The 1,528-nt window shown below is 38.0% G+C and carries 3 protein-coding genes; all 3 read left to right on the top strand.

What is annotated here, in order from left to right:
* Positions 1-530: cell division protein SepF (locus AC220I_RS22435; RefSeq protein WP_486726095.1), on the top strand; the 530-nt coding region annotated here is incomplete at its 5' end.
* Between the two features lie 13 nt (positions 531-543).
* The gene (locus AC220I_RS22430) at positions 544-804 is read left to right on the top strand and encodes a YggT family protein (RefSeq protein ID WP_486726094.1); all 261 of its coding nucleotides are present in this window, start codon (positions 544-546) and stop codon (positions 802-804) included.
* A gap of 4 nt (positions 805-808) precedes the next feature.
* Positions 809-1,528, top strand: a 720-nt coding sequence (locus AC220I_RS22425; protein ID WP_486726093.1) for a YlmH family RNA-binding protein, incomplete at its 3' end; no start/stop codon positions are given.

Raw genomic sequence — 1,528 nt, 5'->3', positions numbered from 1 at the left:
TATCAAACAAAATAAAATTCATTTTGGAGGAACAGATGGGCGATAAATTTATTGATAAGATTAAATTCTTTTGGGGCGTTGATTCTCAAGAAGAAGATGATTATTTAACAGAGGATTTTTACAGTGAAATGAAGCGTGACGATTTAGAAGGTGAAGACACTTTAAACGCCATAGCTGAAACCACTCAAAAATCAATGAACACGATTAAAACAAGCAACAAAATTCTCAACATCCATTCAAATGCTCAAATGAATGTTGTCTTATTTCATCCAAAGAGCTTTGAGGAATCAACAGGAATCGTTGATACATTAAAAAGCAGACGCCCAGTGGTTATGAATATCTCTGAACTCGATAAGGATTTGGCAAGAAAAATATTTGATTTTTGCTCAGGTGCATTATATGCCCTAGATGGACATATTCAACAAGTCTCTAAAGGGATATTTGTTTTAGCACCACAAAATGTAGACATCACAGGTGACACTACCATCAATAAGACGGAGAGCACTATAAGCTCATGGCTTAAAGAATAAGGAGACAGTGATTATGATTCAATTAAGAGTGACAATTTTCTACTTTTTACAAGTAATTATGTATATGATTTTTGCAAGAGCAATGCTCTCTTGGTTTATTAGGGATGCAAACAATCCCTTTATGAGAGTTTTAATCAATTTGACAGAGCCAATATTGAACCCTGTGAGACAACTGCTCATCAGATTGAATATCGGGGGCAACATGATTGATTTCAGTCCATTAGTGGCACTTTTACTCATTCAATTTATTTCTTATTTGGTCGTTGGATTGTAGACTTATGAATAGGGAAAAATGGCTTAAACATTTCGGACACCTCCTTGATAAGGATGGTGTCTTTTTAAAAGGACTCGAAAAAATTGAAGCGGCATCCAAATATTATGAAGGTCAGGAGACCTTATTTTGCGCGCCGGATATCGCCTATGGTCTAGAAACCATTTTAAAGAGTATGCAGGATCTGCATTATTTGAAATGGGGTGGTTATGAAGATGCTGAACGTGTAAAGTTTATGATCACACCTGACTTCATGATGCCTGAGAAGACGCAAATGAGTCTCCTGGCGCTTGAATTTACTTTTCCGTCTAAATACTACTCAGTAGAACACAAGGATGTTCTAGGCGCTTTAATGGGCCTTGGCATCAACAGAGACCGTACTGGGGATATCTTAATCTTTGAAGACCACTTCATCGTCTTCATCGAGGCAGACCTTGCAGATTATATTCTCATGAGTCTTGAAAAGGTTGGCAGAGCCACTGTGAAGGGAAGGATAAAAGAAGCCCAGGAAATACAGATGGTCGAAAGGCCTGTCAAGGTTAAAAACGACACGGTTAAATCGCTTAGACTGGATGCCGTTATTGCGGCCTTTCACAATATATCCCGAAGTGAAGCACAAAAGCTGGTGGTTACGGAGAAGGTCAAAGTAAATTATAGACCTGTTGTTTCTGCCTCTTATGAAGTTGCAGTGGATGATTTGATTTCTGTTAGAGGTTATGGTCGATTT

The sequence above is a fragment of the Fusibacter sp. genome, assembly GCF_057447755.1.
This window is presented reverse-complemented; position numbering and strand designations above follow the sequence as displayed.